The organism is Pseudovibrio sp. SCP20 (assembly GCF_057774105.1).
Map to the genome: position 1 here is coordinate 85,916 of NZ_JBYMDH010000008.1, position 25,199 is coordinate 111,114.

Genomic DNA, 25,199 nt, shown 5'->3' on the forward strand with positions numbered 1-25,199 from the left:
GTTATTCCTCCTCCTCAAGCGTGAGGAGTATAACGCCTTCTTCCACCTGGTCACCTGCGTTCGCCATCACTTCTGCTACCACACCATCACGTGGTGCTTTGAGAGAGTGTTCCATCTTCATGGCTTCAGTTACGATCAGGGTGTCGCCCTCAGATACCTTATCACCCGGCTTGCAGTTTACTGCACGCACGAGGCCAGGCATTGGAGAGGTGATTGCATTACCTGATGCTGCACTGTCGTCCTGCTCTGCCAGATGATCCGGCAGGTCAAAGCGCCATGTCACACCATCAGAGAACAGTGTGAGGCTGGTGTCTTCGACGAAGAAATCTGCAGAGGTGATCTGACCGGAGAAATCCACGCGCATGTGGTTGTTGTCTACGGAGAGGATCTGCAGATCGAATGTCTCACCATCAACCGTCACTGTCAGGCTGCCATCATGATGACGGCTTGCAACAACCTCGGTCACCTCATCACGCCATGAGAGGTGTGCGAACTGCTTTGCAGCGGTCCAGTGACGCCAACCGGTGAGGCTTACCCATGGATCATCATCTACTACGGCAGTCTCAGCTGCAAAGCCAAGCTCGATGAGAGCGGCCATTGCAAAAGCATGCCGGGTTGGGGCTGTTGGTTTGGTGAGAGCTTCCAACTCACGGTCGATAAGACCGGTATCCATCTCACCTTTTGCAAAGCCTTCGTGGTTACACAGGCGATGCAGGAAAGTGATGTTGGTGGTGCAGCCGACTGCGTGGCTCTTTTCCAATGCCAGAGACATCTTAGCCAGAGCGGCTTCACGAGTTTCGCCGTGGCAGATCACCTTTGCGATCATTGGATCGTAGTAAGGGGTGATCGTATCGCCCTTGCGCACACCGCTATCGATGCGGGCAAACAGTTCTGGCAGCTTTAGCTCGTTCAGTGTTCCTGTTGCTGGTAGGAAGCCTGCTTCGGCATCTTCAGCGTAGATACGCGCTTCGAACGCATGTCCGAAGATGGTGAGCTCGTCCTGCATCAGAGGCAGAGTGCCACCAGCTGCTACGGAGAGCTGCCAGTTGACCAGATCTTGACCGGTGATTGCCTCGGTCACAGGGTGTTCCACCTGCAAGCGGGTGTTCATTTCCATGAACCAGAAGCGGTCAGGACGCAGACCATCAGAGCCATCAACGATGAACTCAACGGTACCAGCACCTTCATAACCCACGGCCTGAGCAGCTTTGACGGCAGCTTCGCCCATGGCGTTGCGCATCTCTTCAGTCATGCCGGGGGCAGGAGCTTCTTCGATCACCTTCTGGTGGCGACGCTGCAGGGAACAGTCGCGTTCGAACAGGTGAACAGCGTTGCCATGGCCATCACAGAAGACCTGAACCTCGATGTGGCGAGGGGACAGGATGTACTTCTCGATGAGCACGCGTGGATCGCCAAAGCTGGACTGGCCTTCACGCTGAGCGCCTTCCAGCGCTTCGATGAAGTCTGCCGGGTCATCAACACGGCGCATGCCTTTACCGCCACCGCCTGCACGGGCTTTGATGAGAACCGGATAGCCGATCTTTTCAGCTTCTGCCTTCAGGAACTCGCCGTCCTGATTGTCACCATGGTAGCCCGGTACAACAGGAACGCCGGATTCTTCCATCAGCTTCTTCGCTGCGTCTTTCAAACCCATCGCGCGGATTGCGTCTGCTGGAGGGCCGATGAAGATGAGGCCAGCTGCTTCAACTGCTTCCACGAACTCTGGGTTTTCTGAAAGGAAACCGTAGCCCGGATGGATTGCGTCTGCGCCGCTGGTTTTAGCTGCTGCAAGCAGCTCAGGAATGTTGAGGTAGCTTTCTGCCACTGGCGCTGGGCCGAGGCGGTAAGCTTCATCTGCCATTTGCACGTGACGGGCATCACGGTCAGCGTCTGAGTAGACAGCCACAACTTTGATGCCGAGGGCTTTTGCAGACTTTGCAACACGGCAAGCAATTTCACCGCGGTTGGCAATGAGGATTTTCTTGAACACTATGCTGCCCCCTTACATGCGGAAGACGCCGAATGGCGTGTCTTCGATTGGTGCGTTGAGGGTTGCTGCGATGGACAGAGCCAGCACGTCGCGGGTTTTGCGTGGGTCGACAATGCCATCATCCCAGAGGCGAGCAGACGCGTAGAGCGGGTGCCCTTGCTCTTCAAACTGATCAATGATCGGCTGTTTGAAGGTTGCTTCCTCTTCCGCTGACCATTCGCCGCCTTTGCGCTCGATGCCGTCACGGCGCACGGTTGCCAGAACGCCAGCAGCCTGGGGGCCACCCATGACGGAGATGCGGGAGCTTGGCCATGTCCAGAGCATACGCGGTGAGTAGGCGCGGCCACACATGCCGTAGTTACCAGCCCCGAAGGAGCCGCCGATGAGCATAGTGATCTTTGGAACCTTCGCGCATGCCACTGCGGTGACGAGCTTTGCGCCGTCTTTCGCGATGCCGCCTGCCTCATACTTCTGACCGACCATGAAACCGGTGATGTTCTGCAGGAAGACCAGCGGGATTTTGCGCTGACAGCACAGTTCAACGAAGTGTGCGCCTTTGAGGGCTGCCTCGGAGAACAGGATGCCGTTGTTGGCGATGATGCCAACAGGCATGCCGTGGATATGCGCAAAACCAGTAACGAGCGTGGTGCCGTAGCGGGCTTTGAACTCGTCGAAGCGGGAACCGTCCACCACGCGGGCGATGACTTCGCGCACGTCGTATGGAGTTTTCAGGTCCGCAGGGACAACGCCGAGGATTTCTTCCGGGTCGTAGAGCGGATCTTCTGGTGTTTGCAGCAGAAGTTGATCCGGCTTTCGACGGTTGAGGTTGGAGACGGCCTGACGGGCCAGCGCCAATGCATGAGCGTCGTCACGGGCCAAGTGGTCTGCCACACCGGAGAGGCGGGTGTGAACATCCCCGCCGCCCAGATCTTCAGCAGAAACCACTTCGCCCGTGGCGGCTTTCACCAGTGGAGGACCGGCGAGGAAAATGGTGCCTTGCTCTTTCACGATGATGGTCTCATCGCACATGGCCGGCACGTATGCGCCGCCAGCGGTACAGGAGCCCATAACCACCGCGATTTGCGGAATGCCCTTTGCGGACATATTGGCTTGATTGTAGAAAATACGGCCAAAGTGTTCTTTGTCCGGGAACACTTCATCCTGCTGAGGCAGGTTCGCTCCGCCGGAATCCACCAAGTAAATGCATGTGAGATTGTTCTCCATGGCGATTTCTTGGGCGCGGAGGTGCTTCTTTACCGTCAGCGGATAATAAGTGCCGCCCTTAACCGTGGCATCGTTGGCAACGATCATGCATTCGACGCCGTTGACCCGACCGATGCCGGTGACAATGCCAGCCGAAGGGGAGGCGTTGTTGTACATGTTATGGGCAGCAAACTGACCGACTTCCAGAAATGGAGAACCTGGATCGATCAGACGGGCAACGCGCTCGCGCGGGAGGATTTTCCCACGAGACACGTGCCGCTCGCGAGGGCCTTCGCCCCCGCCTAAAAGTGCTTGCTGGCTTGCTGTGCGGACCTCATCCATCGCGGCGAGGTGCTGGGTGCGGTTGTTCTTATAGCTTTCCGAACCCGTTGCAGCCTGAGACTTGATGACAGCCATTATTTGGTTTCCTGGAAGAGCTCACGACCAATCAGCATGCGGCGGATTTCGGATGTGCCAGCGCCGATTTCATAGAGTTTTGCATCACGCAGCAGGCGGCCGGTTGGGTACTCGTTGATGTAACCGTTGCCGCCGAGGGACTGGATAGCTTCCAGAGCCAGTTTGGTTGCGTTTTCTGCGGAGTAGAGGATACAGCCAGCGGAGTCCTTACGGGTGGTTTCGCCACGGTCACACGCAGCAGCTACTGCGTACACGTAGGAGCGGGAGGCGTTCATCAGGGTGTACATGTCAGCGATCTTGCCCTGCATGAGCTGGAACTCGCCGATGGACTTGCCGAACTGCTTACGCTCGTGGATGTAAGGTACAACGATGTCCATCGCTGCTGCCATGATGCCCAGTGGGCCACCGGAGAGAACGACGCGCTCGTAGTCCAGACCGGACATCAGCACATTCACGCCTTTGCCTTCTTCGCCAAGGACGTTTTCGTAAGGGACTTCGCAGTCTTCAAAGACCAGCTCACAGGTGTTGGAGCCGCGCATGCCGAGTTTGTCCAGCTTCTGTGCAGTGGAGAAGCCTTTCATGCCTTTTTCGATGAGGAAGGCTGTCATGCCGCGTGGTCCAGCGTCTGGATCAGTCTTTGCGTAGACCACCAGAGTGGAGGCGTCCGGACCGTTTGTGATCCACATTTTGTTGCCGTTGAGCACGTAGCGGTCGTTGCGCTTTTCAGCGCGCAGTTTCATGGAAACAACGTCAGAACCAGCGCCTGGCTCGGACATGGCCAGAGAACCTACATGCTCACCGGAGCAGAGCTTTGGCAGGTACTTTGCCTTTTGCTCAGGGGTGCCATGACGGTTGATCTGGTTCACACACAGGTTGGAGTGTGCGCCGTAGGACAGGCCAACAGATGCGGACGCACGGGAGATTTCCTCAACCGCAACAACGTGGGCGAGGTAGCCCATGCCGGTGCCGCCGTATTCTGGGTCAGCCGTCATGCCCAGCACACCGAGTTCGCCCATCTCTGTCCAGAGGTCATTCGGGAACTCGTTGGTCTCGTCGATCTCAGCGGCGCGCGGTGCGAGTTTGTCTTGTGCCCAACGGCGAATGGTTTCGCGCAGAGCATCAATGTCTTCACCAAGACCAAAATTCATTACGGCGTCAAACACGGCGCTTCCTCCTGCTACCGATCCAGTCAATCCACGCTCTTTGTTGAGCTTCCCAGTGGATCGCAAATTAATTAAACGAACGTTCGTTTGATTAATAGCAGGCGCTCAGTTACTATGCAATAACCCTTAGGGCGCATTTCCTGTTGCGTATTCTTTCCCGAAAACTGCTAGGCATCACTCGGGCATGCGCAGACAGACTGCGTCTCCTATATTGAATGATAAAGGCTCAGATCGTGGCACGAACCAAAGGCTCCGTTGGCGCAGATACGAAGACTGCAATCTACTCCGCAGCGAAAAAGCTGATTGAAGCCAAGGGCTTTGAGGCGATGACACTTCGTCAGCTTGCAGCTGAAGTAGGCGTCCAGCCGGGGTCTGTTTATCGCTATGTGGAGAGTAAGGACGAGCTGCTTCAGGCGTTGATGAACCAGCATATGGTGAGCCTGATTGAGAATTGGGAGAAGCTGGAAGGCAAGGGAGATGATCCGGTTTCCCGTCTCAAAGCCTTTGTTGCGTTTCACATCCGCTATCACATTGAGCGTCGCGCAGATGTTGTGATTGCGAATCTGGAGCTGAGGTCTCTGGGGGAGGACTACCGCGCAGATGTTGTGACCAAACGCAGCCAGTACGAAGCGAACCTGCGAAATATCCTCTCTGATGGTGTGAAGGCCGGTGCGTTCCCCAAAGTGGATCTGGAAGTCGCTGCTTTTGCCATTATCGCCATGCTGACTGGCGTTTGCTTCTGGTATCGTCCCGACGGACGCCTTAGTATTGATGAGATTATCGAGGTGCATCAGAAACTGGTGCTACAGGGCGTTGTGGGCTAGGGGCTATTCCTGTGATTGATCTGATTAAGCTAATTGCAGCTCTTGGAGCGGGTTATCTGTTGGGCAGTATCAGCACGGCTGTGTTGGTTGGCAAAGCCTATGGCAAGGATATCCGCGAGCATGGCAGCAAGTCTGCCGGATTGACCAACACACTTCGTGTTCTGGGAAAACCTGCTGCTCTGGTTGTTCTTGTCGGCGATATCCTGAAGGGCGTTGTTGCCTGTTTGGTTGGCCTGTACCTTGGCGTTTATGCAGGTTCTGGTGTTGCGGTGGACAGTGTGAGCATGTTGCTTGCCGGAGCTGGGGCTATTGTTGGCCACAACTGGCCGGTCTTTTTCGGCTTCAGAGGCGGCAAAGGTGTGCTGACGGCTGCCGCTGTGCTGTTCATGCTGGATCCGATTATTGCCGCAAGCTGTCTGGGGTCTTTTGTGCTCATCGTTGCTGCGACCCGCTATGTTTCACTGGGTTCGATCTGCGCCGCGCTGCTGTTCGTAGCGCTTTCCTTCATCCCGATGTTTGGTCACACAATCTACTTTCAGATCTTCGCACTGGCGATGGCATCCATGGTGGTTGCCAAGCACCGCGCAAATATCGGCAGACTGCTCTCCGGTACTGAGAATAAACTGAGCTTCTAGTCGCCTTCTTCTTGCTGCAAATTCTGGACGCAGTGTAGAAAACTGGGAGACTTTTTTATTTCTGCGATAGAGTACTTTGGAATGTCATGTTTGATGAAGCAGTCCACCTCGCTGTAAGTACTTAAAGGTATGCCATAGGCGTATAACTCGATAAAGCTTATTAGAAGCCCACTTTTCGCTGCATCTGAATTTCTTGACGTAAAGAAAAGTTCTCGTAGCAGAAATACCCGATAGATATCTTTTCTATCCTTGGAGATCTCGATCTCACCGTCTGATAATGTTGTTAGGGTCAAACTTCTCAAGACGTTGAGTTCTTGGGTATACTCAGGTGTATTTGCCGGTTTTGATTTCTTCCGAAGGTATGTTTTGGTAAAATAGTAGAATTGGTACGCAGCGCCCACATTTATATCGAAGTGATTTGATGGAGGTGGATTGAGACCAAGGCCGAGGACATACAAAAGGCCAAATGCATCGCATGGGTTACGATCCATCATATAGCGTTTTTCGTTTTCGAGATAACTCTCCATATCTACTTTAAGTAAGGTGCTGAGTTTGATGCATTTATCCTTACTTAATAGGCTCGAAACGGAAGCCGCATCGGCTTGGTAGTTTGCAGTAAAAAGTAAAATTATGAATGCTGTAAAATAGCTTTTCATTCGAATATCTTGTGCTGAGTTTCATTAATTGGTTAAAGCAGAACTCATCGTAGTGGTACCATCCGGTTCTTAATCGGAGAAGCCTTCACAATTGAGGTGTTGGTCATTGCTTTTTCGTGGAGTGGGTCGAGCAGGTCGTCGAGTTCGCTGACGTCTTTTAGGTAGATGCGGGTGACGAAGCAGTCTTCTCCGGTGACTTTATCGCAGGAGGTGAAGCGGGGCTCGTTGAGGATGAGTTGTTCCACCACATGCAAGTTGCCTGGGCTTGGTTTCACGCGCACGATTGCTTCCAGAATGTAGCCAAGCGCCTTTGGGTTTATCTCTACCGTAAAGCCTGTGATGATGCCATCCTGCTCCAGTTTGCGGACACGCTCTGTGGTGCTGGGGGCGGAGAGGCCGATGCGACTGGCCAGCTCGCTGATGGATATGCGGGCATCACGCTCCAGAATCTCTAGGATTTTGCAGGCAGTTTCGTCCAGCTGTTTTATCTCTTTAGGCACTTTTGTTCTCTCGCTTTAAAATGTGAGGGCATTTCGTGCAATTCGCCTTTCATTCTCTATATAGCAGAGAGCCGTTGCTGGCTATTTTTTCAGTCATGACGATTGGAGGTTCTCATGCAGACAGATCTTTTAGCGCTTCAACATATCTCGGCATTCTCCCATGGAGAGGAGGGTGGCAACCCTGCTGGTGTTCTGGTGGGGGAGGCGATGCTTCCAGATGCGCAGATGCAGTCTATTGCGGCTGATCTCGGCTATTCCGAGACCGTGTTTGCAGTGCCTCTTGCTGATAAAGACGGGTATCGGGTGCGGTATTTTTCGCCAGAAAATGAAGTGCCGTTTTGCGGGCATGCAACGATTGCATTGGGTGCGGTGCTGGCTCAGCAACATGGCCGAAAAACGCATCAGCTTGAACTGAATGAAACCGTCATTTCCGTTGAGAGCTGGCAGGAGAATGGGCAGCTGCAAGCCGCTTTGCAATCTCCGCTGACCAAGAGTGCGGGCTTGGAAGATGAGGTAAAAGCTGAGCTGCTTGGGCTGCTTGGTTTAAATGAAAGTGATCTGGACCTTCGCATTCCGCCAGCTCGCATTCACGGCGGTGCAAACCATCTAGTGCTCGCTTTGAGTGACAGGGCCAAGCTGGCTGGGATGGCCTATGATCTGGAAGCCATGAAGCAGTTCATGCTTGGACAGGGCTTGGTGACGATCATGCTGGTTCATGTTCGTGGACCGCAAGAGTTTGATGTGCGCAATGCGTTTGCCTCAGCGGGTGTGTTTGAAGACCCAGCTACAGGCGCTGCTGCGGCGGCGTTTTCCGGCTACTTACGAGATATTGGCTGGGCTCATGGTGGTGAAATCCACATTGTGCAGGGTGAGGATATGGGATCAAAGTCTCTCATTACTGCTCATATCCCAGCTGAAGCAGGTTCCTCCATTCGCATTTCCGGCAGTGCGCGCCAGATGCGCTGATACTGCCTTTTGATGAGCTGATATTTTGGCCCGGGGCAGATCTGCCTCGGGCTTCTTACTGAAAAGAAGAAGAACATGGTGCTGGTTAAACAGTGGATTTATGAGGTGCGGCCAGAGGCGGACGTGTCTCCGGCGAACTATCGGTATGAGGAAGTGGAGCAAGACCTTACGCCTGTGCGGGGTGAGGTTGTGGTTGAAGGGGCGTACTGGTCCGTCGACCCATATATGCGTATTCAGCAAAGCTCTCAAGATACCTGGGAAGCACCGCATCCAACGGGAGAAGTGCAAGGGGCAGCTGTTGTTGGTCGGGTCACCTGTGTGGGTGAGGGTGTTACGACTCTCAAAGTAGGTGACTGGGTTGAAACCTATATGGGCTGGCGCAGTGCGGGGCTTCGGGCCGTTGCAGACTGCCGCTTGCTGGATGCTGATGAGGTTTCGCCCTCAACAGCGTTGCATGTGCTTGGTATGCCGGGGCGGATTGCCTACTTCGGTTTGCTGGAAGCTGGAAAGCCAAGACCGGGTGAAACTCTGGTGGTGAGCGGTGCTGCCGGTGCGGTTGGTTCCATCGTTGGTCAGATCGGCAAGTTGGCTGGGCTGCGGGTGATTGGTGTGGTTGGTTCTGATGAGAAAGCGCGCTGGATCACCGAAGAACTTGGTTTTGATGCGGCCATCAATTATCGGCAGGTGAGCGATGTTGAGGGCATGAAGCAGGCTTTTGCGGAACATGCTCCGGATGGAGTCGATATCTATTACGACAACACGGGCGGCGTTACGACAGACGCTTTCATCGAGAGCATGAAACTGCGGGCACGTATCATCATTTGCGGTCAGATCAGTCAGTATCAATCTGGTCTTGAGGTGCCGAATTTGGGGCCGCGGTTGCTGCATCACTTCCTGTACAAACGCGCGACCATGACTGGAGTTTTGGCGCGGGATTACACCGCCCGCATGGATGAAATGCTGAAAGTGATGGGTCCATGGGTGCGTGATGGCAAGATCAGGTACAGTGAGACCGTGATTGACGGCTTTGAGACGTTGCCAGAGGCGCTGTGTGGTCTGTTCACTGGCGCCAATACCGGCAAGATGATTGTGAAAGCCTGAGCTGGTGTTCTGCGCTAAACGAGTGAGTAGCTGATCTCTGCGTTGAGCGTGTTGGACACTGTGCAAATTTCTTTGGCAGCTTTGAGCATGGCCTCTGCTTTCTCTCGGTCCTCAAACTCCGGGAGAGCAAACTCCAGATGGAAGCTGCCAAAGCGGTGGGGCAATGTGGATGCCTTTTCCGCGTTTACAGTGATGTAGACATTGCCAAGCGCTACCTTTTGCTGCTTGGCCACCATTTCCAAAGAGATTGCCATACACGACCCAAGAGCGGACATGATCAGATCTGATGGAGCGGAGAACTCATCGGAGTCTCCCAGTCCTGCTGAGTATTGATGCCCGAACTCGTTGGTCACCCAGAACTGGCCGTACTCATGAGATGCGACGGTGAGGGGGCCATAGGACTTGGGTTTCATTCTGATTGGCATATCGACTTCTCAGGTACATTTCCGGGTGGTGTGTTGTTTGGCTATGTATATGGCCAGTGGAGGCTCCAGGTAAATATCTGTGGTTGGCAGAAAGTGCGTCAGCGTTCACTCGTTGGTTATTGGCGATGGCCTATTGATGAATGCTGAGAGTGGGATGCATGCTGCCATGGGGTGCTGTGTACCTGAAAGTTTTGTGGTGGTTGAGCACGTTGGGCAAATGAGATGATGGCACAAACCGAAAAAGAGAACCTGCTTGCACTTCTGATCGAAGATGATCTGGATTTGGCAGGCACGATTTCTGATGTGCTGAAGATGCACGGCATCAGCTGCGATCACGCTTATAACGGTGAGGCAGGGCTAGAGTTTGCGCGGGAAGGATACTTTGACGTCATCATCCTTGATCTGACATTGCCGAAGATGGATGGGCTGACCGTTTGCGAGACCTTGCGCAGTGAAGGGATTGATCGACCGGTGCTGATGTTGACGGCGCGAGATGAGCTTTCTGACAAGCTGGCCGGGTTTGAGGCCGGGACGGATGATTATCTGGTCAAGCCTTTCGCCTTTGAAGAACTTGTGGTGCGGTTACGGGCGTTGTCGGGTCGGCGGAGTGCGCAGTCGAAGCTGTTTGAGCTGGCCGATCTGCAGGTGGACTTTGCGCGCAACATCGCCAAGCGTGGGGATCGGGTACTGCGTTTGTCGCCAACGGCCTGGAAGATCCTGAGTGTTCTGGTCAAGCACAGTCCGGCCTCTGTGAGCCGGGAGCAGTTGGAGCGGGCGTTGTGGGGCGATGAGCCGCCTGAAAGCAACAGCCTGAATGTGCACCTTTACAAACTTCGCCAGCAACTGCAGCAGCCCGATGAGGTTGAGGTGATCTATCGCGATGCCAATGGGGGATACAGTCTTCGGGAGAAAGTGGATGGCGAGTAAGGCAGCCGTTGGGGTGCGCGGACGCAGCATCTTTCGTGAGCTTGGCATCACGTTCTTCATCAGCGTCATTCTGCTGCTGCTGCTCTATACGTTCTTGCTGCCGATCTTCTTTATCGCTGGCTCTGATGAGAGCATCATCTACATGATGGATGATCTGGGGAGGTCCTATGAGGAGGCCGCACAGGTTGATCCGAATGCGCCGCTGCCTGAGACTTATCTGATCCGAAGCGCATTTTCGCTGGAGACATTGCCGCCGGAGATGGCGCGGCACTTTAAGGATGAGGTTCTGGAGCCGCTGGAGCTGTATTTTGATGAGGAAGATCAAGAGTGTGATGCGGAGGGCAACTGCAAGTCGACGTATTACCTCTATCTCTACATCTATCCGCTTGAAGATGGGCGAAATCTCTACATCACGCTTGAGAGCACGGAGGAGTATGTTGAAGGCTCTGAAGAGGATCAGGTCGTCATCATTGCTTTCGCGATTGTTGGGTTCATCAACCTGCTGGCGACCTTTGTGTGTGCCCGCATTCTTTCCAAGCGGCTGATCAAACCCATCGCAGCGCTGGAGAACTGGGCACAGTCTCTGGATAGCGAAAATGCGGGCGAAGCACCGCCGGACTTCCGGTATCGGGAACTGAACAATCTGGCCGTGAAGCTCTCCCGTACCGTGGCGCGGATTTCGGAGTTTGTGGAACGGGAGCAGACGTTCCTACGCTATGCCAGCCATGAGCTGCGGACGCCGATCACGGTGATTGCCGGCAACATCTCGCTGCTGAAGAGCCGGGAGAGTGATCCGGAAGATGCAGTTCCGGTGGAGCGTATTCAGCGGGCAAACCTCAACATGCGGATCATTGTTGAGACGCTGTTATGGTTGGGGCGGGAGAGTTCTGCGCCTCCGCGGGTGGAAAAACTTGTGCCTGCGAAGCTGATTATGGGCTGCATTGAGGAGCTGGACTATCTGAAGGGCAACAAGCCGCTGACGGAGCATCTGGATCTGAGTGAGGATGAAGCTGAGCTTCCGAAGGCACCGCTGCTTATTCTGTTTGGCAACCTGATCCGCAACGCATTCCAGCATGCTCAGAAAGGTGAGATCAAGATCAGCTATCGTGATGGCGTGTTCATGATCGAAAATCCGGTTGCTACAGGCAAGAAAGAGGGGGCTGCCTCGATCTATGAAGAGAGCTTTGGCTTCGGGCTTTCCTTGTGTGAGCGCATCGCCCGGAGGATGGGGTGGGAGTTCACTCTTGAAGAGCGAGACAATGCGATTGTGACGCGACTGGTGTTGAAAGAGACGCGCGAACCATAAATGACAGTTCGCTGCAGTTGTTCACTAGGCGGGGTACGTATTTGTCTGTATTCGTCATGAATATCTGAGTTTTTTCAGGGGGTATTCCTCGAGCGTTATCGGTGTGAATTGTTTTTCGCATCGGCATCCGAAGAAAATATTATCTCAATTTGTTGCTATCTGGAATTTTTACTATTTAATTTACGTAGAGACAGAAAGGGTGTTTATTCGATTCGGGTGGGCTGATGCAGGGTGTGCATGATGAGATGGTGAGGAAGCTCTACGCCAATATCGCTCTTGGAGAAGATATTGGAGAGGCTTTTGAACCTATAGCTTCATCGTTCCGTGAAACCATATTTTGTTACAAGATCGTTTCGCTCAACTCATTTGATTATCGCTACCTGTCTTTCCTTAATTCCGATGAGGATATGGAAGATGATATGTTGGCAGCTGGTATCAGCAATCCGCTGCCAAAAATCGCCAAGTTCACTCCAATGCATTCGGTTGTTCATACTGAAGACTTCATTAGCCCCGATGCAATACGCGATACTGATTTTTATGATCGGGTTTTCAAGAAGTATGGCCGTTTTGATCGTGTCCGAGGTTTTATGATCCATCGGCAGGGCGTTGAAGCGGCTGTAGCTTCTATTGCAGTTCAGTCAGACTTTGGTGGCTCTGAAGCGGAGTTGCTGGAAAAAGCCTTGGAAGCAATCAGGCCTCATTTCCAAAGTGCGTTTTCGGTGGCGTTGCATTTGGAGCAGCGGCGGGGGCTGACGGATGCTTATACGTTCTGGTTGGATCGTATTCCGAGCGCTGCCTTCATTCTGGATCAGGGCATGCATGTTGCCTTTGCGAACAAGCAGGCAGAGGTGTTCTTTGGCAGTAACGAAAGCTTTTTCATTGACCGACGCGGTGAGGTTTCCTCCCGCCACAACGGGCATCGCAAGTTGTTTGAGGATGCGGTTACCAAATGCCGGGTGACGAGCAAGCCGTTGGGGCCTTTGGTGTTGGAGGGAGAGGCCGCGCCTAATCCATTCTTTGTGGTGATGCCTATCGACGTGTTGGCTGAAACGCCCGCTTATCTGGCACCGTTTGTGCGCGGGCTGCAGCCATTGCTTTGCATGATTATGGATCCGGGCGATCGACCACTGGCAGAGCTGGAGAACCTGCAACATTACTTTGGCATCTCAAAGCGAGAGGCAGAGTTGCTACAGCATCTGGTCCAGGGCGCTTCCATGGGAGAAACCTCGCATGCGCTGGACATCAGCTACAACACCGCCCGCAATCATATGGCGCGTATTGCCGACAAGGTTTCCGTGAACTCACAAAGTGAGTTGGTGCGTCTTGCGAGTGATCTGGCAGCGAGAGTGCCGCGATAGAGGGTGAGATGAGCGTTGCTGAAGACCTGATCGGGAGAATGTACTCCAGTGTGATACTGGGGCAGGATCTTGGGCAGGTTTTTGAAGGTCTTGCTGCTGCTAACCGCGATGTTTTGTTTGGTGTTCAGGTGCAGTGTTATCTGAACAATGACTACTATTACATGTCCTTTCAAAATGCTGAGGAAGGGATGGCGGAGGACATGGATGAGGCCGGGAGCTGCAATCCGTTTCCGCCATTGGCTGCGATTATCCCGTTTCAATCCGTTCTTTACAGCGAGCGCTATATTACGCCGGACATGGTCAAGCGCTCGGAGTTTTATGAGCGAGTTTTGAGCAAGCGAAACACGTTTGATCGCTCTCGTGGCTTTCTGATGCATCGGAAGGATGGGGATGCGGCGATTGTTGCGTTTACAATGCCGGATGATTTTGTCGGCAAAGAAGACCAGTTTCTTTGCGATACGTTGGAGCGCATTCGGCCTCACTTTCAGCGTGCATTCTCTCTGGCGCTTGAGTTGAGGCAGCGAGAGCAGAAGGCTTATCTCGGTGCACATTGGCTTGAACGCATTCCCAGTGCGGCGATGGTCCTTGATCGTGGCTTACATGTTGCGGTTGCCAATGCTGAGGCAGAACGGATGTTTCGCTCATCAGATTTAATAGACGTGGATTGCCGTGGTGAGCTTTCCACCCGCTCTCATAACCAACGTAAATTGCTGGAAGATACGGTGGCCAGTGTTCGGCTAAACAAGAGGCCTGTCGGGCCTTTGGCCTTGCAAGGGGAATTTATGCCGGGCGCGCTATTTGCGATGACACCCATTCGGGTGTTGGAACGCTCGCCTGCTTATCTTGATTGCTTTGTTCCTGCGGATGAGGCGGTGCTTGCGATTGTCATTGATCCGTCCAGTTTGTCCGTTGCACCCGTGACTTATCTGCAGGAGTGTATGGATGTTTCTAAACGAGAGGCGGAGTTGATCCAGAACCTTGTGGTTGGTTTGTCGGTTCGTGAAACAGCCGACAAAATGCAGATCAGCTACAACACCGCCCGCAACCATCTGGCCCGTATTACCGACCGGGTGTCCTTAGGCTCGCAGAGTGAACTGGTGCGTTTGGCCAGTGACCTTTCAGCGCGAGTGCCTCGCTAGACTGACTATTTCGTTGGCGCTGATCTGCCAACATCTTCTGGAGAAACCCGTTGCAGAACCTGCAAGATACTCTTGTGAAACGCATGTATGCCTGCGCGGCCCTTGGCGAGGATATCTTCAGCGCGCTTGAGCCGTTGGCGCACACGTATCCGGAGGTGTTGTTTGGCGTGCAGGCCCAGTGCTTTCGCAGGCTGAAAACGCATCATCTTGCTTTTTGGAACTGCGATGATGGCTTTGAACAGGACATGCGGGAGGGAGAGAGTGTGAACCCGTTTCCAGCTCTCATGGATGCTGCTGCTTTTGATGAAGTGATTTACAGCGAGCGCTTCATTAGTCCTGATCAGGTCAAGCGCTCTGAGTTCTATGAGCGCGTCCTTTCCAGACAGAACAAGTGTGATCGTTCCCGTGGCATTATCCTGCACCGGAAAGGAACCGATGGTGCTGTCATCACAGCGACCATGCCAGAAAGGTTTGTGGGGCAGGAGGATGATGAACTTTGCGCGATGCTTGAATTTATCAAGCCGAGCTTTCAATCCGCCTTTGCCCTTGGGTTGGAGTTGGAGCGGCGGCGGTTTGAGTGTGATGATCAGTTGTTTTGGCTGGAGCGCATACCGAGTGCTGCTTTCGTGCTGGACCATGGCCTGCATGTAGCGCTTGCAAACCAGCGGGGAGAAGCTGTGCTGCGTAAAGGAGAAAGACTGCTTGTTGACCGTAGTGTCTCCCTTTCAAGCAAGTGTCATTCTCATCGTGCGCATATTGAGCGTTCTGTTCACATGGCACGCGCAACACAGATGCCTCAGGTTCCTTGTGTGCTTCAGAGTGAAGAGCGAGCTTCAATGATTTTTGCCGCAGTTCCGCTTGAAACTTTAATGGCGACACAGCCCTATCTTGATTGTTTTCTCGGTGAATATCAGCCAGTCCTTTGCATTCTCATTGATCCGGCAGATCTTCCGGTGACTGACGTTCAGATGCTGCAGAGCTATCTGAGTATTTCACCGCGAGAAGCTGAGTTGGTGCAATGTCTTGTGGGTGGGCTGTCAATGCGCGAGACAGCTGACAAAATGCAGATTAGTTATAACACTGCGCGTAATCATCTGGCACGAATAACTGAGAAGGTTGGCTTTGTCTCGCAAAGTGAGCTTGTTCGGTTTGCCAGTGATCTTGCCGCGCGGATCCCTTCCTGATTGCCTTTTTAAAAGGTTTTAGCGATGCACAATCGAATTTATGTTTTCGGGGCTTCCTGCTCCGGGTCAACCACGCTTGGGCGTGGCTTGTCACAAGCCCTTTCCATTCCTCATGCGGATTCAGACGATTACTTCTGGGAGCAAACAGATCCACCGTTTTCCATTAAGCGACCTAAGGAAGAGCGGGTGAAGCTTATGGCGCCAGCTCTGGGAGACGGAAGTTGGGTGCTGACTGGTGCCTGCGAGAACTGGGCCAAAGATTTTATAGCGGACGCGACCTTGATTGTTTTTCTCAGCTTGCCGCAAGAGTTGCGGTTGCAACGCCTGAAGAAGCGAGAACAGGAGCGTTTTGGAGACCGCATTCTAGAAGGTGGGGACATGTTTGAGATTCATGAAGCCTTCTTTACTTGGGCATCCCAATACGAAGACCCTGAGTTTACTGGCAGAAGCCGGCATCGGCATGAGGCGTGGATGAAAAGCTGCGGCAAGCCTGCCTTACGATTGGATGGACGGCTTGCGCGAGAGGAACTGGTCGCTCAAGTGCTGCGAATATCTGCATGAGCCTTGCACAATCAATGATTTATAAGAATTTGATGTAAAACTAGAGTTTGCATTCTAAATATTAGCTTGTGTTGTTTTGCTAAAGTAGAACCTGACGTAAAGGAGATGCTTGAAATTAAAGAATAGATCTATCTGTGTGCTCAATATGAATATTACATATGTTTTATTGTGCTTTGTCGATTCTCTAGTTTATATAATTTTGATTTAAATTTTGGGAGAATTGCGATGAAGTATTTTTTAGTCTTCGTGTTTGTGATGTTCTCATTCAGTGTAAATGCAGAGATCATCCGGAAGCAGGTTGCAGCCAATCGCACTGCAAAACTCAACGTTTATAGCTATTACGTTCCTGAAACCTGCGGCTCCGCAGAGCTGCCCAAGGTCTCTTTCGTTAAAAAGCCGGAGCATGGTGTTGTACGCTTTGTGCAATCCCGCTCTGCTTTGCCAAGTTCTGCAGGTAAGTGCGCGGGCAAGGTGACGAACGATCTGATCATGTACTACTCGCCGGACAAGGACTTTCGTGGCACAGATAAAGTGGTGACGAAGTTTCGGATGTACACGTCGGGTCGCGTGATCTCCGGCGGAAATACCTATGAGATTGAGATCAAGTAAAAGCTCGCAGGCTCCATCGCATAAGAGGTTCAGCTGAAAATGCTGAGCCTCTTTTTTATGTGCGGATGATGGCGTAGTCCTCCGCATCTCTGTGATTTGGCTGAAGCGGATTTAGTGATCATATGCTGCTTCTACGGCTTGCTGGGGTGCCTCTGGCCGGTTCCGGCAGATGGAATTGAGAAAGGGTGTTGCAGGGTTGAAACTGGCAGTATCCCCTCAAATGCGAGGTAATTTGAGTGAAAATCTCAATTGTGGTCGCTTTGCTGGCAATTATATTGTCGTTTAGCTGCGGCTTTCCTTTCACGTCGCCGTGATCCGGGTGCTTATTGTTGACATGAGCTCAGCAATGCCTATGAGTTGATTGTTGAATTTTCGCGGTGGTCCGGTCGGGGAGGGCTGTACTACTGCTGCTGCTTAAAAAACCGGAATAAGAGCATCGCCAAGCTCACACCGGTTGGGGGAGAATATTATGCGTCTGTTTTCATACAAAAACAGAAAGGTTCATCTTGGGCCGTATCCTTCTGAACGACTGAAGCGGACGCACGAGGCTGTTGATCTGGGACGTGTGCCCCGTGTGCAGCCGACGATTTATTCTCAAGCTGATAATCCCGAGATCCTGAGCAACTCGATGGCGTCGTTCAGCGCGATCATGGATGCGATCCGTGACGGTGCGCACAATGCCAAGCTCTCTGAGATTCCTGATGATCCGCAAGAGCGGGCCAATCATCTGAAGGCCGCGGGTTACTTCTTTGATGCGACCATGATGGGGACCTGTGATCTGGTTCCTGAGCACTTCCTTGATCAGCCATTGCGCAACCCAGATCTGGATAAGCTTGCGAAGGATCTGCAGACGTTCCAACCCAAGACGCTCGCGGCCGGTATCGACGTGACCATGGCTGATGTGCGCGACAGTGCAGCTGCCACGCCCGGACCAGTGACGCATCATGGTTCTGCGCTTGTTGTGTTGATGGAACATCCGCGCGCACCAAGAGCTGACGAGCCGGGCGGGGACTGGATCACCGGCACCTGCGAACAGCGCTCTGCCATTCGGGCGGCGGAAGTGGCTGTGGTGTTGGCCAACTATCTGCGCCTGCTGGGTGTGGAGGCGCGTGCGCACACCACCAGCAGTGCGGATGTGGATCTGAACCGGCTGGCGGTTTCTGCAGGTCTCGTTGAGGTGGTGGAGAAGGATGGTGAGACGGTTGTCTCCAATCCGTATGTTGGCCGTGAGTTCACGCTAGCAGCCATCACCACCACGCTAGAGCTGACACCGGACCAGCCGCTTGCGCCTCGCAACCTGGCGGATATCTGGAGTTCTCACGGCCCTGCCTGGCAGCTGGGTATGGGGACGTTTAAAAATGCCTTCAACCGCAAGCCTTTTGAAAACCGTGACTATCACATGGGGGCGTTTCCGTTTGAGCGGATCAAGCGGGTTGAAGAGACAACCACCTTCATTGATGAGCCGCGCGTGCCTCGCGTTCCCAAGCGAACCGACATGTTTGCGCGTGCGCTGTTTGGCGATATGGGCAAACCGTTGCAGGAGGCTGCCAAAAACGGCGGCTATCTGGCAAAGAACCCGATGGGATACTGCGCCCGCCGCGCACTAGCCGCACTGATTTTGCTGCAGGACGGTGATACAGCGCCGGAAGTTGCGCCGAGCGCGATGGATCCGGATAAGAACGCGGCCAATGTGAAGTCTGCGCTGTATTTCCTTGGTGCGGACGCCGTTGGACTGTCCCGCTGCCCGGACTATGCCTATTACTCTCACGATGCGCGCGGCGAGCCGATTACGCCGTATCATAAGAACGCGATCTCCATTCTGGTGGATCAGGGCCATGAGACGATGGAGGGGGCCAGCGGAGATGACTGGATCTCCGGCGCTCAGTCCATGCGTGCTTATCTGCGTACCTCCATCATCGGCGGTATCGTGGCTGAGCAGATCCGCCGTCTTGGTTATCCGGCGCGGTGTCACTCTGTCGTGGACGGCGAGGTGCTCCAACCACCACTGCTGCTGCTTTCCGGCCTTGGCGAAGTGAGCCGCATTGGCGAGGTTATTCTGAATCCGTACCTCGGCCCGCGTCTGAAGTCCGGCGTCGTAACCACCGATATGCCGTTTACCTATGACAAGCCCATCGACTTCGGCCTGCAGCGTTTCTGCGAAAGCTGTAACAAGTGCGCCCGTGAGTGTCCATCAGGCGCAATCACTGCCGGGCCGAAGCGTATGTTCAACGGCTATGAGATCTGGAAATCAGACTCTGAAAAATGCGCTCGCTACCGCGTGTCTCAACCAGCTGGCTCCTTGTGTGGCCGCTGTATGAAAACCTGTCCGTGGAACCTTGAGGGCTTGTTCAGCGAAGCACCGTTCCGTTGGACAGCGATGAAAATGCCATCTTCGGCCAAAATGCTGGCCAAGCTTGATGACAAGCTGGGCAACGGTTCCATCAACCCCGTCAAGAAATGGTGGTGGGATCTGGTTGCCAGCGGCGAAGGTAACTACGTGATTGCGGAGGAGACCAACGCGCGTGAGCTGCAGCTGGACCTCGACCTGAAATACGAAGACCAGACCCTTGCCGTGTACCCAGCCAACCTCGCACCGCATCCATGGCCGTTCCCGTTTATGATGGACCGTGAAGCGGGCATCAAAGCCTATCAGGGCATGATTTCAGCTAAGGAGTACAAGGCTCGCCTCGCTTCCGGGTCTAACGATCTTGCTCCTGTGTACGAGGTGAGTGCAAGCTCCTCGCCTGTTCTGGCGGTGCGCCTGTCAAAAGTGAATGTGGAAGCTGAAGGCGTGTCGCGTTACGAGTTCACACTGGATGATGGTTCTCCGCTTCCTATATTTGAGGCAGGAGCCCATATTGATGTGGTTGTTGCGCCTGAGTTCCTGCGCCAATACTCGCTAGCGGGTGATCCGGCAGACAATAGCAAGTATGTTATTGGCGTTTTGGAAGAAAAAGAAGGGCGCGGCGGTTCTGCGCTGATGCACCGGATCTTCCACGAAGGGCGCCGTGTGTTCATTTCCAAGCCGATCAATCATTTCCCTTTGCATGAAGATGCGAAGAAGACACTCTTGTTTGGTGGCGGTATCGGGGTAACGCCGATGATCGCTATGGCGCACCGGCTGCATGCACTCGGCAAGCCTTTTGAGTTACATTACTGCTTCCGTCATCGCCACAAAGCGGGTTTCATCGAAGAAATTCAAAACGCGCAGTGGGCAGATAAAGCCTTCATTCATTGTTCTAGTGAAGGAACGCGCGCTGATCTGAAGTCCATTCTCGCCGGCTATGAGGATGGCTATCATGTCTATACATGTGGCCCTGATGTCTTCATGGATGGGGTGTTGGATACGGCTGCTGCAAATGGTTGGGCGGAGGAGAGCCTACACAAGGAGTATTTCTCCGTTCCGGATCAGGGCGACTATGTGAACACCAGCTTCTTTGTGAAACTGGCCTCAACGGGTGAACGTATTGAGATCCCGGAGGATAAGAGTGCAGCGGATGTACTGAATGAGAAGGGTATTTCTGTTCCTACCAAGTGCTCGGACGGTATTTGCGGCGTCTGCACCGCAAAATACAAGGGTGCCGATGTTGAGCACCGTGACTTTGTACTGAGTGGAAAAGAGAAGGAAGACACTCTGGTTCTATGCTGCTCACGTGCAAAAGACGCAGGCGCAGAGCTTCTGCTTGAGCTTTAAGTGAAAATTTTGCAGTGTTTTCTTTGAGATTTCAGGGCGGAGCTATGAGTTTCCGCCTTGATGAAGCTTAAAGGCGGCATTACCTTCAGTAGCAACTTATTTCTTGATTTATTTATAATTATTGCTGAAGGTTCCAATGCATTTCATTCTTGGTGTGGTCGCGTTGCTGGCGGCTGGGTTGATCTGGTATAATCGCATTCGAAATGCAGCGGAAGTTGGTGCTGAGGTCGTTGATAAGGCAAACGATGCCAGGTTAGCTATTCGGCGCTTTTCCTACCAGCGTAAGGCTGGCAAACATCCCATTTTTACGATTGATGACGCCCGAATTGCGGGAGGCAGTCTGGCTGTTGCCTTTATGGAAGTCGGCGATACCCCAACCACAGAGCAAAAGTTCAGGCTTCAAACTGAGATCAGCAAGCGGTTACATGTAAGCGTTGAAGAGGCGAAGGAGATCCTCGCACTTGGGCATTGGTTCACTGGCCAGTGCAATGATGCACACACTGCTGCTGTGAAGTTAGCAAAACAGTTAAGCAAACTGGCTGGGCCGGATGTCTCCCATGATTTGCAGGCAATGCTTTATGCCGGGCTTTCAGACGGTGAGACAATGACAGCAGCGCAGCGTACTACCTTCAATGATCTCTCCAAAATCTTTGATTTTTCCGTTTTGGAACCACAATAAACACTACTAGAATTTTGCCAGCTGGCTTTTCTGCCGGGATTACTCTCAACCTTCTCACGCCTTTTCGTCGCACGTTTTGCGAGCAAGGGGACATCTCGGCACTGGAATAGGATCATCAGAATGACAATGAACAGACGGAGTGTGCTGAAAATGGCGGTTGGAACCATGACCTTAGCTGCCGGAACTGGAGCGGTGCAGGCTCAGTTCCAAACAACGCATGATCTTTCTGAGAAACTGGAACTTGGCGTGAAATCGGGGCTGCTGACCGATTTGCATGGTGTGATGATTGCCCATGGCGACAAGGTTGTGTTTGAGCACTTTTTTGAAGGGCGGGATTTTGCCTGGGCAGATGATCTAGGCACTGTGAAGTTTGAGCGTGACACGCTGCATGATCTGCGCTCTGTGACCAAGAGCATTACCAGCTTGCTCTATGGTATCGCTTTGGGGATGGGCAAGGTGCCGACACCCGATGCGCCTTTACTCGACGCTTTTCCAGACTATGCGGATCTGAAAGAAGACCCGCAGCGTGCTGCCTGGACCATCAGCAATGCGCTGAACATGACGATGGGTACTGAGTGGAACGAAGATTTGCCGTACTCTGACCCACGCAACAGTGAAATCATGATGGAGAATGCTCCAGATAGATATCGCTTTGTTCTGGATCGCCCGATCCTTGAGCAGCCAGGCGTGCGTTGGCATTATAATGGCGGTTGCACTGCTTTGTTGGGGCAATTGATTTCTTTAGGAACGGGGCAGGATCTTGAGGTGTTTGCCAAAGAGCAGCTGTTCGAACCTCTCGGCATTTCGCAGTTCCAATGGATGCGTGGCTCGGATGGGGTTCCTTCTCCAGCTTCCGGCCTAAGATTGACGGCAGAAGGATTGACCCGCATTGGTCAGATGGTTGCTGCTGGTGGGCGATGGAATGAGCGACAGATTGTTCCTCAAGAATGGCTTGAGACTTATATAGCGCCGCAGGTGAGAACTGCGTTTGGTTCGCACTACAGCAATTCCTGGTATTGGCAGGAGCATTTCGTACCAGCGGCCAATCGTGCTTTTCCTGTCATCTCAGGTGCTGGGAATGGTGGGCAACGACTTTTTGTGGTGCCGGCTCTTGATATTGTCGTCACTGTTTTCTGCGGTGCTTACAATCGCCCGGATCAGTGGATCACGCCGCTTCTCGTCCTTGATCGTATGGCGCTTCCTAATCTGGAAAAGCTCTAGCTCCTTACAACCCGGTAACTGACGGTGTTGCCGGGTTCTTCTTTTGGCCAATTCCTCTAAATATAACACTGTTATATTTTAATTGAGTCGTTATGGGAGGGGATTATGGCAAAGGTACTTTATGAGAAAGACGGCCGGATTGCGCGCATTACACTGAACCGACCTGATGTGATGAATGCCATTGATATGGATATTCCGCATGAATTGGCTGCCTGTGTGGCACGAGCCAATGCAGATGATGGTGTTCATGTGATCGTGCTGGGAGGAAACGGCCCGGCATTTTGTGCAGGTTATGATCTGACAGCTTATGCCGAAACCGAAGGCAGCAACCCGGGTGTTCAAGAAATGCCATGGGACCCGATGAAGGATTATGCCTTCATGAAGCAGAATACGGACCTGTTCATGTCATTATGGCGCAGTTATCGGCCTGTTATCGCTAAGGTGCATGGCCATGCCGTTGCTGGTGGTTCTGATATTGCTCTGTGTTCAGATATGATCGTGATGTCGGAAGATGCTCATATCGGCTACATGCCGGTGCGTGTTTGGGGCTGTCCAACGACTGCGATGTGGGTGTACCGGCTTGGTGCTGAACGTGCGAAGCGTATGCTACTGACAGGTGATAAGATTGATGGCCGTGAGGCTGAGCGCATCGGTCTGGTTCACAAGGCAGTACCAGCTGATCAGCTTGATGCGGAAGTCGAAAGACTGGCAGAGCGCATGGCGGGCATTCCAGTAAACCAGTTGATGATGCAAAAACTCATGATCAATCAGGCGATCGAATCTATGGGGCTTTATCAGACACAAATGATTGCCACGCTGTTTGATGGCATTACTCGCCATAGCCCGGAAGGGGTGAACTTCAAGAAGCGCGCTGAAGATGTCTCCTGGAAGCAGGCTGTTCGTGAGCGTGATCAAGGTACTTTTGACTGGACCGCAAACAGACCGATAAATGCTCCTCTATAATGTAAGTGACTATGGCCAACTTAAATCATCAGGAAGATGCAGAAGCTGAGGCACGGCAGAAGCGGGCTGAGCATTTGCGTGAAGCTCGCTGTTCACTCATTGTCAAAGCTGCCCGCGACGTGTTTTCACAGGACGGACTTGATGGAGCTTCAATGCGCTCCATCGCCCGGGCTGCAGGTTGTACGACAGGAGCCATCTATCCTTACTTTCACGGAAAGGAAGAGCTCTATTGTGCTGTCCTGCAAGAAACGCTTGAACAGCTTCATCATGCGGTGACTGAAGCAATCGAGGGTGCTGCATTTCCTACACAGTCTGCCTCTGCCGGAGTGCTTGCATTCTTTGACTTTTATGACAGTCGCCCAGATGACCTCGCACTTGGTCTATATCTGTTCAACGGTCTCAAGCCGGTTGGTCTGGGCCGTGAGCTTGATGCTGTCCTCAATCGCCAGGTCGGTGCGACCGTTCGTGTGATTGAATGCAGCGCTGCTGTTGAGTTTGGTGATCTAGCAAAGGAATGGACTGCAGGATCCATCGCTCACTGTATGGGCTTGCTGGTTATGGGACATACTGGACGCCTGTCGCATTGGCAATTTAAAGGGCGTTACTTGCTGGAGCAGTTTTTGCGTAAGTAATGATGTTGGCTTTCGGCGTTACCTCCTTTTTTAGCTTGCGCTACTGGCAGTCATTCGCCGCTTCGGTTTGGTGCATGATCGCTCGTAGGTGTGGTCAAAGCCTGAGGGACTAGCCTGCATTGCATACCTCTCCTAGCTTCGCAGTGAGGAAGTGCTTTTCATTCTTCAGTTGTCAAAGATCCCGGACTTGTCCGTCTGCGATGTTGCGTGGTTAGAGCATGGAGTGTGTTTTGGTCGTGGTCCATTCCCGTAATGTTCTCCTTGAGACTTTGGTGCTGGTGAACTGGTGGCTGTAAACGGGTTCTGGTTTGCGATTGGTGTCAAGTTGGGGCTTGAGGCGGACCTGGTTTGAGCGTTTGGTGGAATGGCCGGGTTTTGGTGTGAGCTAGTGGTGCTGGTATCTGGTCTGACTATGTTTGCTGCTGTGTGGGGTTCGTCTTTGCGGGCATAAGTTTTGTGACTGCGGTGATAAGTGTTGGCTTAAGGGGAATAAGGCCGTGTCTTTTGTCTTCGGCTTGTCCGGCCCTCTCGCTCTTTAACTCTGTCCGCAGATTGAGTGTGTTTGGTGCTTTGCTGACATAGCAACGTAATTTGGTGGTGTTTAATGCACTTTTGCGCAAAAGAACGCAAACTGGCTTTGATGTGGAGTTGGGATGCTCTGCTGATCTGATTTCCTCATGTTACCTGTTAGAGGTTGTCACTGGCTCATTGTCCTGACTGCCCGACTTTGTCTGAGCCCTGAGCCCTGAGCCCTGAGCCCTGTGTCTTTGGGCTCCTTAGCTATCTTGCTTGGTAGTCTCTTTTTGGCTTTCGACCTTTTGGTTTTGTTGTTTTGAGTTTTCCCTGTGTCTGTGCAAATTTTGGATTTGTTAATTATTGTGTCTGGTTTGCGTTGTTTTTGGCTTGTTTGCGGGGTTTTTGGGGTGTGTTGGTGTGTGATTGGAATGATATATGAGGTGTTGTTTTTGTTCGAATTTTAGTTTTTCGCAGATAGTTTGGTTTTTTTGGGATTTGCGTGTTGACGGGTGGGGCTGGTACGCCTATAA

22 protein-coding genes are annotated in these 25,199 nt (G+C 52.8%); 16 read left to right on the top strand and 6 right to left on the bottom strand.

The annotated features are described in order from the left end of the window. Position 1 precedes the first annotated feature (1 nt). Genes AC3CB2_RS23190 through AC3CB2_RS23200 form a run of 3 tightly spaced genes read right to left on the bottom strand, consistent with a single transcriptional unit; the run spans position 2 to position 4,758 of the window. Complete coding sequence (locus AC3CB2_RS23190) at positions 2-1,990, bottom strand: acetyl-CoA carboxylase biotin carboxylase subunit (protein ID WP_352936656.1); 1,989 nt, start codon at positions 1,988-1,990, stop codon at positions 2-4. A gap of 12 nt (positions 1,991-2,002) precedes the next feature. Continuing rightward, positions 2,003-3,610 (bottom strand): carboxyl transferase domain-containing protein, encoded by a 1,608-nt coding sequence (locus AC3CB2_RS23195; RefSeq protein ID WP_352936654.1) that lies wholly within the window; start codon positions 3,608-3,610, stop codon positions 2,003-2,005. Then, positions 3,610-4,758: an isovaleryl-CoA dehydrogenase gene (locus AC3CB2_RS23200; RefSeq protein WP_174519224.1), complete on the bottom strand. Its 1,149-nt coding sequence runs from the start codon at positions 4,756-4,758 to the stop codon at positions 3,610-3,612. The genes AC3CB2_RS23195 and AC3CB2_RS23200 overlap by 1 nt, the downstream gene beginning before the upstream one ends. Before the next feature lie 248 nt (positions 4,759-5,006). Between AC3CB2_RS23200 and AC3CB2_RS23205 the strand changes: the two genes are divergently transcribed. Beyond that, complete coding sequence (locus AC3CB2_RS23205; RefSeq protein ID WP_352936652.1) at positions 5,007-5,597, top strand: TetR/AcrR family transcriptional regulator; 591 nt, start codon at positions 5,007-5,009, stop codon at positions 5,595-5,597. Between the two features lie 11 nt (positions 5,598-5,608). Beyond that, a complete protein-coding gene (plsY, locus tag AC3CB2_RS23210; protein WP_352936650.1) occupies positions 5,609-6,232 on the top strand; it encodes a glycerol-3-phosphate 1-O-acyltransferase PlsY in 624 nt (207 codons plus the stop codon). Here the strand turns inward: plsY and AC3CB2_RS23215 are convergent. Continuing rightward, positions 6,229-6,888: a hypothetical protein gene (locus AC3CB2_RS23215; RefSeq protein WP_352936648.1), complete on the bottom strand. Its 660-nt coding sequence runs from the start codon at positions 6,886-6,888 to the stop codon at positions 6,229-6,231. The genes plsY and AC3CB2_RS23215 overlap by 4 nt on opposite strands. A gap of 44 nt (positions 6,889-6,932) precedes the next feature. Then, the gene (locus tag AC3CB2_RS23220) at positions 6,933-7,388 is read right to left on the bottom strand and encodes an Lrp/AsnC family transcriptional regulator (protein WP_008552661.1); all 456 of its coding nucleotides are present in this window, start codon (positions 7,386-7,388) and stop codon (positions 6,933-6,935) included. A gap of 114 nt (positions 7,389-7,502) precedes the next feature. Here AC3CB2_RS23220 and AC3CB2_RS23225 point away from each other — a divergent pair, with 114 nt between their 5' ends. Together AC3CB2_RS23225 and AC3CB2_RS23230 are read left to right on the top strand one after the other, a co-directional pair. Further along, the gene (locus AC3CB2_RS23225; RefSeq protein WP_352936646.1) at positions 7,503-8,354 is read left to right on the top strand and encodes a PhzF family phenazine biosynthesis protein; all 852 of its coding nucleotides are present in this window, start codon (positions 7,503-7,505) and stop codon (positions 8,352-8,354) included. A gap of 75 nt (positions 8,355-8,429) precedes the next feature. Then, entirely contained in the window at positions 8,430-9,455 is a 1,026-nt protein-coding gene (locus tag AC3CB2_RS23230; protein ID WP_352936644.1) for an NADP-dependent oxidoreductase, read from the top strand. A gap of 14 nt (positions 9,456-9,469) precedes the next feature. On the opposite strand, the gene AC3CB2_RS23235 is transcribed toward AC3CB2_RS23230, so the two are convergent. Continuing rightward, positions 9,470-9,880, bottom strand: a complete 411-nt coding sequence (locus AC3CB2_RS23235) for an OsmC family protein (protein WP_352936643.1) — start codon at positions 9,878-9,880, stop codon at positions 9,470-9,472. Positions 9,881-10,102: 222 nt separating this feature from the next. Between AC3CB2_RS23235 and AC3CB2_RS23240 the strand changes: the two genes are divergently transcribed. From AC3CB2_RS23240 to AC3CB2_RS23295, 12 genes are all read left to right on the top strand, one after another. Then, a complete protein-coding gene (locus AC3CB2_RS23240) occupies positions 10,103-10,807 on the top strand; it encodes a response regulator transcription factor (RefSeq protein WP_352936641.1) in 705 nt (234 codons plus the stop codon). Further along, a complete protein-coding gene (locus tag AC3CB2_RS23245) occupies positions 10,797-12,113 on the top strand; it encodes a sensor histidine kinase (RefSeq protein ID WP_352936639.1) in 1,317 nt (438 codons plus the stop codon). The genes AC3CB2_RS23240 and AC3CB2_RS23245 overlap by 11 nt, the downstream gene beginning before the upstream one ends. A 224-nt stretch (positions 12,114-12,337) precedes the next feature. After that, positions 12,338-13,471, top strand: a complete 1,134-nt coding sequence (locus AC3CB2_RS23250; protein ID WP_352936637.1) for a helix-turn-helix transcriptional regulator — start codon at positions 12,338-12,340, stop codon at positions 13,469-13,471. An 8-nt stretch (positions 13,472-13,479) separates the two neighbouring features. Next, positions 13,480-14,610 carry a helix-turn-helix transcriptional regulator gene (locus tag AC3CB2_RS23255; protein WP_352936635.1) on the top strand — a complete coding sequence of 377 codons (1,131 nt, stop codon included), beginning with the start codon at positions 13,480-13,482 and terminating at the stop codon, positions 14,608-14,610. 50 nt (positions 14,611-14,660) lie between these two features. Beyond that, on the top strand, positions 14,661-15,794 hold the full coding sequence (locus AC3CB2_RS23260; RefSeq protein WP_352936633.1) for a helix-turn-helix transcriptional regulator: 1,134 nt from the start codon (positions 14,661-14,663) through the stop codon (positions 15,792-15,794). Between the two features lie 24 nt (positions 15,795-15,818). After that, on the top strand, positions 15,819-16,355 hold the full coding sequence (locus AC3CB2_RS23265) for an AAA family ATPase (protein WP_352936631.1): 537 nt from the start codon (positions 15,819-15,821) through the stop codon (positions 16,353-16,355). 225 nt (positions 16,356-16,580) lie between these two features. Further along, positions 16,581-16,964, top strand: coding sequence for a hypothetical protein (locus AC3CB2_RS23270; RefSeq protein ID WP_008552632.1), 384 nt, complete (start codon positions 16,581-16,583; stop codon positions 16,962-16,964). Between the two features lie 469 nt (positions 16,965-17,433). After that, positions 17,434-20,658 (top strand): 2Fe-2S iron-sulfur cluster-binding protein, encoded by a 3,225-nt coding sequence (locus tag AC3CB2_RS23275; RefSeq protein ID WP_352936629.1) that lies wholly within the window; start codon positions 17,434-17,436, stop codon positions 20,656-20,658. A 136-nt stretch (positions 20,659-20,794) separates the two neighbouring features. Continuing rightward, a complete protein-coding gene (locus AC3CB2_RS23280) occupies positions 20,795-21,337 on the top strand; it encodes a hypothetical protein (protein ID WP_352936627.1) in 543 nt (180 codons plus the stop codon). Positions 21,338-21,457: 120 nt separating this feature from the next. Then, positions 21,458-22,558: a serine hydrolase domain-containing protein gene (locus AC3CB2_RS23285; protein ID WP_352936625.1), complete on the top strand. Its 1,101-nt coding sequence runs from the start codon at positions 21,458-21,460 to the stop codon at positions 22,556-22,558. 105 nt (positions 22,559-22,663) lie between these two features. Next, positions 22,664-23,521 carry a crotonase/enoyl-CoA hydratase family protein gene (locus tag AC3CB2_RS23290; RefSeq protein WP_352936623.1) on the top strand — a complete coding sequence of 286 codons (858 nt, stop codon included), beginning with the start codon at positions 22,664-22,666 and terminating at the stop codon, positions 23,519-23,521. An 11-nt stretch (positions 23,522-23,532) separates the two neighbouring features. Next, complete coding sequence (locus AC3CB2_RS23295) at positions 23,533-24,153, top strand: TetR/AcrR family transcriptional regulator (RefSeq protein ID WP_352936621.1); 621 nt, start codon at positions 23,533-23,535, stop codon at positions 24,151-24,153. The last annotated feature ends 1,046 nt before the right edge of the window (positions 24,154-25,199 follow it).

Excerpts from the sequence above, each read along its gene's own strand:
- AC3CB2_RS23195 (WP_352936654.1), bottom strand. The coding sequence starts at position 3,610 with ATGGCTGTCATCAAGTCTCAGGCTGCAACGGGTTCGGAAAGCTATAAG.
- AC3CB2_RS23200 (WP_174519224.1), bottom strand. The coding sequence starts at position 4,758 with ATGAATTTTGGTCTTGGTGAAGACATTGATGCTCTGCGCGAAACCATT.
- AC3CB2_RS23215 (WP_352936648.1), bottom strand. The coding sequence starts at position 6,888 with ATGAAAAGCTATTTTACAGCATTCATAATTTTACTTTTTACTGCAAAC.
- AC3CB2_RS23225 (WP_352936646.1), top strand. The coding sequence starts at position 7,503 with ATGCAGACAGATCTTTTAGCGCTTCAACATATCTCGGCATTCTCCCAT.
- AC3CB2_RS23230 (WP_352936644.1), top strand. The coding sequence starts at position 8,430 with ATGGTGCTGGTTAAACAGTGGATTTATGAGGTGCGGCCAGAGGCGGAC.
- AC3CB2_RS23235 (WP_352936643.1), bottom strand. The coding sequence starts at position 9,880 with ATGCCAATCAGAATGAAACCCAAGTCCTATGGCCCCCTCACCGTCGCA.
- AC3CB2_RS23240 (WP_352936641.1), top strand. The coding sequence starts at position 10,103 with ATGATGGCACAAACCGAAAAAGAGAACCTGCTTGCACTTCTGATCGAA.
- AC3CB2_RS23245 (WP_352936639.1), top strand. The coding sequence starts at position 10,797 with ATGGCGAGTAAGGCAGCCGTTGGGGTGCGCGGACGCAGCATCTTTCGT.
- AC3CB2_RS23250 (WP_352936637.1), top strand. The coding sequence starts at position 12,338 with ATGCAGGGTGTGCATGATGAGATGGTGAGGAAGCTCTACGCCAATATC.
- AC3CB2_RS23255 (WP_352936635.1), top strand. The coding sequence starts at position 13,480 with ATGAGCGTTGCTGAAGACCTGATCGGGAGAATGTACTCCAGTGTGATA.
- AC3CB2_RS23265 (WP_352936631.1), top strand. The coding sequence starts at position 15,819 with ATGCACAATCGAATTTATGTTTTCGGGGCTTCCTGCTCCGGGTCAACC.
- AC3CB2_RS23270 (WP_008552632.1), top strand. The coding sequence starts at position 16,581 with ATGAAGTATTTTTTAGTCTTCGTGTTTGTGATGTTCTCATTCAGTGTA.
- AC3CB2_RS23275 (WP_352936629.1), top strand. The coding sequence starts at position 17,434 with ATGCGTCTGTTTTCATACAAAAACAGAAAGGTTCATCTTGGGCCGTAT.
- AC3CB2_RS23280 (WP_352936627.1), top strand. The coding sequence starts at position 20,795 with ATGCATTTCATTCTTGGTGTGGTCGCGTTGCTGGCGGCTGGGTTGATC.
- AC3CB2_RS23285 (WP_352936625.1), top strand. The coding sequence starts at position 21,458 with ATGACAATGAACAGACGGAGTGTGCTGAAAATGGCGGTTGGAACCATG.
- AC3CB2_RS23290 (WP_352936623.1), top strand. The coding sequence starts at position 22,664 with ATGGCAAAGGTACTTTATGAGAAAGACGGCCGGATTGCGCGCATTACA.
- AC3CB2_RS23295 (WP_352936621.1), top strand. The coding sequence starts at position 23,533 with ATGGCCAACTTAAATCATCAGGAAGATGCAGAAGCTGAGGCACGGCAG.